The following is a 6,448-nucleotide window of genomic DNA, read 5'->3' as shown; positions in this document are numbered from 1 at the left end:
TGGCACGCTTCGGGCATCCGCGTATGTGGAATCGGTGAAAGGTACGCTGGATGAAAGTGGCCTGATGGACGTGGTAATGGGGCTAGGCTTGAGTACGGCGGCGATTCGGGGGAGTATGACGTATGAGGGAGCAGGTGGGACTACTTCAAAAATTGATGAAGTTACTCCTAGGATATTAACTGAAGCTGAAAAGAAAGCCTATAAAAGACCATCAGGGTATAGAAAAGGTGTAAGAGATGAAGTATGGAATAATGCTAAAAGTAGTGATGGAATTGTAAGAGATCCATTAACACAACAACCATTACATGTTGAGGAGCCATGGGATATGGGACATAAACCAGGGTATGAGTTTAAAAAGCATCAACAAAGTGCGGCAGACAGAGAAATTCCCAGGAAACAATTTCTTGACGAACATAATGACCCCTCTCATTATAGACCTGAGTTGCCTAGCTCTAACAGAGGACATGCTGGGGAAGACGTTACAAACAAATATTTTGGACCATAAGGAGAGTAAAAATAAATGAATAATGATAAACTCGTTGCACAAAGAATTTTGCAAGCTGTTGGAGGTAATCCTAAAGTAGTAGAGTATAGAGATAGAAATGAAAATTCGGCTATTGATATATTTATTGGTACTGATAGACCTTATGAAGAAATTACTACCTATTCAACAATTGGACTTTCAAATTATGGAATTGGTTTAAAATCCCCAAATAAAGAAATACGAGTAGAATTTGTTGGAGGGTGTGAATCAACATATGAAAAATTTGGAAATGTATTAAGTAGCTGTGCATTTAATATTATAAATGACCAATTTTCTTGTAAACCTGGAACAATATACCCTAATATTATTAGCGAATATTATGAAGAAACTTCTATGAAACATGTCCTTTTCACAAATCCATTTTTATGGGACGAGTTGGGATATATTGATACAGAAAATGTGCATATAACATGGTTAATGTTGGTTCCAATTTCAGATAAAGAGTTTGAATTTGTAAGAAATAACAGTGCAGAGGAGTTAGAGGATTTATTTGAAAAAAATGAAATAGATATTTTTGATTTAAATAGAGATTCTGTAATATAAAAAATAAAAAGACACTCAATCACAAGACGGGTAATCAGGTGGTTGAGTCTTGAATAGTAAGCAATACACTCGCTAATTGAGTTATCAATAGCTAACTGTAATTTCTGGAAGGAAACAAGTTCAATTAAATCGTTTCTTTTTTACTTTTAAATTTATTGTTAAAACAAGTAGCTAAAATAAGAAATATTATCAATAGGAGTTTCAAGTATGAAGATGATGCCACCAAAGCCTTAGCAACGAAAATAAAAAATTCCCCCTACTTATTTTAAATGAAGTAGCACTAGCAAATGGTGCTACTGTGAAAATTTTTGGAAGTAGGTTATAGGTAATTTTTCTCCTTCATCAGAAAAATGAAAGAACAAATTCAAATGTTAAAGCAAACGTTGGTCATGTTATGCTGAAAAGTCTCGAGGAACAAATCAAAGTCTAGCTATTTAGTGAGTTCCTCGGGCACCAACAAACAGACATGCCCAATAAAGAAAGTCAATAGCGACGTTAGGAGAGCCTAGCGGTCTATTGACTTTCTTTATAGTGTGTTACAGATTAGAAAACTCAGTTTTATCTATTTTTTCCACTTCCTTTTAAATTCCCCTTTTCCAGTCCGCATAAACTAGCAAATTACGCTGGAGTAGCACTCTTACAATTTGGGTCTGCTGGAAAGGAAAGTACTTAGACCCAAGTGATTACCAAATTATCACGAATGAGGAGTTAAACAAAAAATCACTGAATCGTGGAAAACCGGCACCTATTATATGGACGGCACGCAATACACAGGTATGGTTGGTGGCACGCTTCGGGCATCAACGTATGTGGAATCGGTGAAAGGTACGCTGGCTGAAAGTGGCCTGATGGACGTGGTGATGGGGCTAGGCTTGAGTACTGCGGCGATTCGGGGGAGTATGACGTATGAGAAAGCCAGTGGGGCTGATGTAACTTCAAAATACGATGATTTATATACTTATAAATATCATGGATATGACAATCCAGGACCATTGAATGAAGTTAGAGGACAACCAAATAAGAATTTTTATGGCGGCAGATATGATATGGAGGTTTTAAAAGAACCGAAAGTCTACTATAGAGGTGGAGATTCGACAAGTCCCTTAGGAAAGTGGTTCACAGAAACACCACCTAGTTCAGTAGCAGATGTTCGAATCAATTCGGCAGTAAAACCTCAATGGTTAGATAAAAATGGGGCATTAACGGGAACATCCACGATAGATACAGTTTATAAGGTTGAGATACCAGCTGGTACAGCAATTTACAAAGGACCAGTAGGGAATCTATCAAGGAGGCTTAAATAATAATCAAGTATTTATTCAAGAGCCATGGCTTTTAGACAAAGTAAATATTTTAGGGAAGCAACCATTAAAGTAGGATAGGGTGAGTTATTTGGAAACTGAACTTGAGATTAAAATTGTAGTACAACAATTATTACCGCTTTTAATAAAATATGATAATGGAAAAATCAAATATCAAATTCAGAAGTTAAAAGATATAAGTGAAATTTTAGATTCAGATATGAAGAGTTCGAAAAAAAAAGAACTATTAAAAGATATGTCGAAGAATATTTATCCTCCTCAAGGAGGATTAACTGATTTTTATGTTTGGGATAATGATAACTCAAAAAGAATAGAAATCAATCAGTCCATCAGTGCATTAAATGATAAACTTTGGAATTTAATAAAATAAAAAAGGCACTTTACTATCTGATTGGAGTCGAATAGTAAAGCCTTGACTAGTAAGCTGTAACTCACTAATCAAGTTGCCGATAGCTAACAAAAGCTAGCTGTATTCACTGTATAGAAGTCGCACTACCGAAAAAGATATGAGAAAACTAACTTTGTAGAGAGAGTAGCGTACTCATATCTTTTTAACTGTTTTTAAAAGTATAAAATCAGTGTGTTGCTTGGTATGAGAGACGGTTTGTTAAGTGGGCAGGAACATTACCTTAGGAATCAAGTAACATGGAATCGTGGAAAACCGGCACCGATTATATGGACGGCACGAAATACACAGGTATGGTTGGTGGCACGCTTCGGGCATCAGCGTATGTGGAATCGGTGAAAGGCACGCTGGATGAAAGTGGCTTGATGGACGTGGTGATGGGGCTAGGTTTAAGCACGACGTATAAGAAAGCGGGTATTCTCTACGAAAAAGGTGGGGGATTTAGTATGAATCCGCCAGCAGGAACTAGTGGAAGCTCGAGATATATTCAATATCACCCTGGTGGTGGTCATCATGGCGATTTACCATATTATAAAGTATCTTCTCCAGAACATGGAATTATTAGGATTTATACGAATGGAAAGGTTGTGAAAAAATGACTGGAGACGTAGAAAAATTGACAATATTATATGACAGAGTTATTGAGAATCTTCAAGAATTTTCAATGTCTGCAGAGAAACAAATAAAAAAATTAAAAGGTTTTTCGGTTGCTGATGAAATAGCTTCGGATTTTTCTGATATTACATTGAATTATGCAAAAGAATTATTTGAAAATGCTTGGATAACTAAAGAACAGTATCAGCAATTTTTAAGTATTGATGAAAAATTAGATGATATGAGCAAGGACAAAGCACTTTGGTGTGAAGAAGCACTTAAAGATGCTAGTGAGTGGAAAAAGTGTAGAGAAGCTGGAGCAGAACTGCTAACATCTTTGGGGCATTAAAAAATCAATGTTAAAAATTCAAAGAAACTTATTATAGTTTAAATATACTTTCAGTAAATTTAAAAGATGAATTTATGATATAAGTAAAAAAATATTTCTAAGTTTTTTAACAAGTTTAAAATCGCAAGGAATCAGTGTTTTTAAACAGATTCCTCGCGATTTTTTGTTTCAGGATTGTATTCTTTCATCTCAATATTATCACCATGATTTTTAATATCTAGCGTAGTTTCTATGATGTATCTTGTGTATTGAATAAACTGCTCTCTTTCTTATTTCGACATGTATGAAGCTTTACTAATGCTAAACTCTGGCGACACAACTTACCGTTTGCTACCCGTCAGACCGTTTTCCAGATGCACGCCCACTTAGAGCTTTTCCACCTCGAAAAACAAAGAAAATAACGCCAAGCACCGCGCTAATAATTCCGCCAAGTAAAGAAATACCAACAAGCACAATCGCTCCAGCAAGTTGCATAATTCCCAAAATAACAACAGCGGCAACTAAACCGTAAATAAAGCCGTAAAGAGCAAACCACCCTAAACTCACTTTTTGGCTAAAACCGTAAAAAATTTCAGCTATTGTACTGCCCACTAAAACGAGTGGGGCGGCAAAGAGAATTGCTGAAAAAATATCGGCCGTTGTAAGCGCGTCAAATAGGAGCGCCTCAATTCCAAGAACAGCCAAAATCCCTAAAATAAATACCGTTAAATAGGCGATGATAAAACGCAATTTGAACACTCCTTCCGTTAACAGTATATCATAAAATAAGTGTGAACTTTTTGTTTAAAATAAAAAGCACCTGCTTGATTCACCTTGAACGTTTCAGTGAATCAAACAAGCGTTTTTTTATTCCGTGAGAAAAGCATCTTCTTCTCGACCAACTAGCATGCGCACACCTTGAATGATGTTAAACAGGAACAAAGTGGCTGTTAAAATAACCAAGGTAACCACAACCCCAAAGGCAACAAAACCTACTGTATGTGAACTGTCCGTGCTGACGGCAACGAGTGAAAGAATGCAAAATGTTAGAAATACGCCAATTGTAGGCAATATATGTGTGAACAGGGCGACTTTAGAATGATGTTTAACATCGCGAGCCTCTCCAAAGACCCAAATGAATAAAGGGACTAATATCGGTGCAAATAAAATACTGAAATAACTAAGCGCATTGACAATTCTATGGTTATTCAATTTTGAACACCCTCCTTTAACTGATAACTTTATTATAAAGAAAGGAGAAAATGATAACCATCGAATGAAGTGACAATTTTAAGTTTTGGAATGACAGTTTTGTAAGTTTAGATAACAGATTTAAGCGTCCATACTTTACTGCGCCAGCGCCTGAACATCAGGAAGGAACGAATGCCTTCGTCAATAATATAGGCGATCCAAACGCCGACTAGTCCAAGTCCTGCTGTAATGCCAAGCACGTATGAAAACGGCAAGCTGACAATCCACATGACGATGATGCCAACAATAAATGGAAATTTAACGTCGCCAGTTGAATTTAAACTGCTAATAATAATGATGTTGGTTGCTCGGAAAAGCTCAAGCGCAATAGAAAGCAAGAATAAATTTTTCGTCATAGCAATCACGAGTTCATTGGACGTAAAGAGGCTCATAATTGGTTCGGCGAAAAGGTAAAGTAAAATACTGACGACGAGCGCGATAACTACGCCGATTTTCCAACTTTTTATACCTTGCTGATACGCCTTTTCAACTTCCTTTGCGCCAACTGCGCGGCCAATTAAAATTTGTGAAGCTTGACCAATCGCTATTGCAAAAAGCGCAACGAATTGACTGACGCTAGAGGCGTACACCTTGGTTGTAAGGGCTTCGGTGCCTAGAATGGCGATAATTGCTGTTATGACCAGCTGCGAGCCAGCGTAAGACATATTTTCGCCAGCTGAAGGAAGACCTAGTTTTAATATCGAATAAAGAAGTTTTTTGGAATAATGCTTTAGCTTCCCAAAAGTAAACGTGTAGCCGATATATTTTTTGAGCATGAAAATAGCCATAATCATACCGATGAAATTGGCGATGGCTGTAGCGATCCCAACTCCGGCGACACCTAAGTCTAAGTAAGCAAGTGGTCCGTAAAGGAATACATAGTTCCCGACAACATTAATGACACTAATTGTGATGGGGACAAGCATTGCTTGCCTCACGTAACCGTGGACACGGATAATCGGTAAAATGGACGAATGAATTGCGATGACAATAGAGCTGCCGCCAATAATTTCAAGAAAAGGTGAGCCAACACGAATAAGTTCTTCATCTAAACCGACAAGTCTAAGGAATGTATCGCTTGCAAATAAAAAGATAATACTCATAATAATTCCGATAATAAAAGCGACAATTAGGCCGTTAGTTATGACGCGTTCAATCATTTTATGGCGTTCGGCGCCAATCATTTGGGCAACTAAAATTTGCACACCGACACTGATAAAGCCGTACATAATAATGGAAATTACGAGAATTTGGCTGGCGACACCGGTTGCGGCAACAGCCTCATCTGAGTAATGCCCTAGCATGAAAACGTCAACATAATTTATCATGATGCGTAAAAATTGTTCAATAAAAATAGGCCACGCCAATGTAAAAAGACTCATTTTTGCGATATTTGTATGATCTGCCATGTGAAAACCCCCTTTTGATGTTTGTTTTTCCGGGCAAATGTGAATAATAAA

At 37.1% G+C, this 6,448-nt stretch carries 9 protein-coding genes; 6 read left to right on the top strand and 3 right to left on the bottom strand.

The genetic code is table 11. From position 1 onward, the window contains the following. The 6 genes from CFT42_RS04620 to CFT42_RS04595 form a co-directional block, all read left to right on the top strand. A partial coding sequence (locus CFT42_RS04620) for an HNH/ENDO VII family nuclease (RefSeq protein ID WP_244169926.1) occupies positions 1 to 505 on the top strand: 505 nt, incomplete at its 5' end. Positions 506 to 520: 15 nt separating this feature from the next. Beyond that, positions 521 to 1,087 (top strand): suppressor of fused domain protein, encoded by a 567-nt coding sequence (locus tag CFT42_RS04615; RefSeq protein ID WP_088809396.1) that lies wholly within the window; start codon positions 521 to 523, stop codon positions 1,085 to 1,087. A 752-nt stretch (positions 1,088 to 1,839) separates the two neighbouring features. Then, the gene (locus tag CFT42_RS04610; RefSeq protein WP_088809395.1) at positions 1,840 to 2,391 is read left to right on the top strand and encodes a hypothetical protein; all 552 of its coding nucleotides are present in this window, start codon (positions 1,840 to 1,842) and stop codon (positions 2,389 to 2,391) included. 88 nt (positions 2,392 to 2,479) lie between these two features. Next, positions 2,480 to 2,779 (top strand): hypothetical protein, encoded by a 300-nt coding sequence (locus tag CFT42_RS04605; RefSeq protein ID WP_088809394.1) that lies wholly within the window; start codon positions 2,480 to 2,482, stop codon positions 2,777 to 2,779. A 275-nt stretch (positions 2,780 to 3,054) separates the two neighbouring features. Beyond that, positions 3,055 to 3,414, top strand: a complete 360-nt coding sequence (locus CFT42_RS04600; RefSeq protein WP_088815502.1) for a hypothetical protein — start codon at positions 3,055 to 3,057, stop codon at positions 3,412 to 3,414. Continuing rightward, positions 3,411 to 3,758 (top strand): hypothetical protein, encoded by a 348-nt coding sequence (locus CFT42_RS04595; RefSeq protein WP_088815501.1) that lies wholly within the window; start codon positions 3,411 to 3,413, stop codon positions 3,756 to 3,758. The genes CFT42_RS04600 and CFT42_RS04595 overlap by 4 nt, the downstream gene beginning before the upstream one ends. 330 nt (positions 3,759 to 4,088) lie before the next feature. Here the strand turns inward: CFT42_RS04595 and CFT42_RS04590 are convergent, their stop codons facing one another. The 3 genes from CFT42_RS04590 to CFT42_RS04580 form a co-directional block, all read right to left on the bottom strand. Then, positions 4,089 to 4,487 (bottom strand): hypothetical protein, encoded by a 399-nt coding sequence (locus tag CFT42_RS04590; RefSeq protein ID WP_088809391.1) that lies wholly within the window; start codon positions 4,485 to 4,487, stop codon positions 4,089 to 4,091. Between the two features lie 117 nt (positions 4,488 to 4,604). After that, complete coding sequence (locus CFT42_RS04585) at positions 4,605 to 4,949, bottom strand: magnetosome magnetite crystal formation protein family (RefSeq protein WP_088809390.1); 345 nt, start codon at positions 4,947 to 4,949, stop codon at positions 4,605 to 4,607. 107 nt (positions 4,950 to 5,056) lie between these two features. Further along, positions 5,057 to 6,397 (bottom strand): MATE family efflux transporter, encoded by a 1,341-nt coding sequence (locus tag CFT42_RS04580; RefSeq protein WP_088809389.1) that lies wholly within the window; start codon positions 6,395 to 6,397, stop codon positions 5,057 to 5,059. Positions 6,398 to 6,448: the final 51 nt, after the last annotated feature.

Origin of the sequence: Listeria goaensis, assembly GCF_900186125.1 — a bacterium.
GTDB classification, from domain to species: domain Bacteria; phylum Bacillota; class Bacilli; order Lactobacillales; family Listeriaceae; genus Listeria; species Listeria goaensis.
The sequence above is the reverse complement of the archived record's forward strand: the minus strand, read 5'-3'. Positions and strand labels throughout refer to the sequence as shown.

Bases quoted from the DNA above. Each gene is read 5' to 3' on its own strand.
- CFT42_RS04615 (WP_088809396.1), top strand. From the start codon at position 521: ATGAATAATGATAAACTCGTTGCACAAAGAATTTTGCAAGCTGTTGGA.
- CFT42_RS04610 (WP_088809395.1), top strand. From the start codon at position 1,840: ATGGACGGCACGCAATACACAGGTATGGTTGGTGGCACGCTTCGGGCA.
- CFT42_RS04600 (WP_088815502.1), top strand. From the start codon at position 3,055: ATGGAATCGTGGAAAACCGGCACCGATTATATGGACGGCACGAAATAC.
- CFT42_RS04595 (WP_088815501.1), top strand. From the start codon at position 3,411: ATGACTGGAGACGTAGAAAAATTGACAATATTATATGACAGAGTTATT.
- CFT42_RS04580 (WP_088809389.1), bottom strand. From the start codon at position 6,397: ATGGCAGATCATACAAATATCGCAAAAATGAGTCTTTTTACATTGGCG.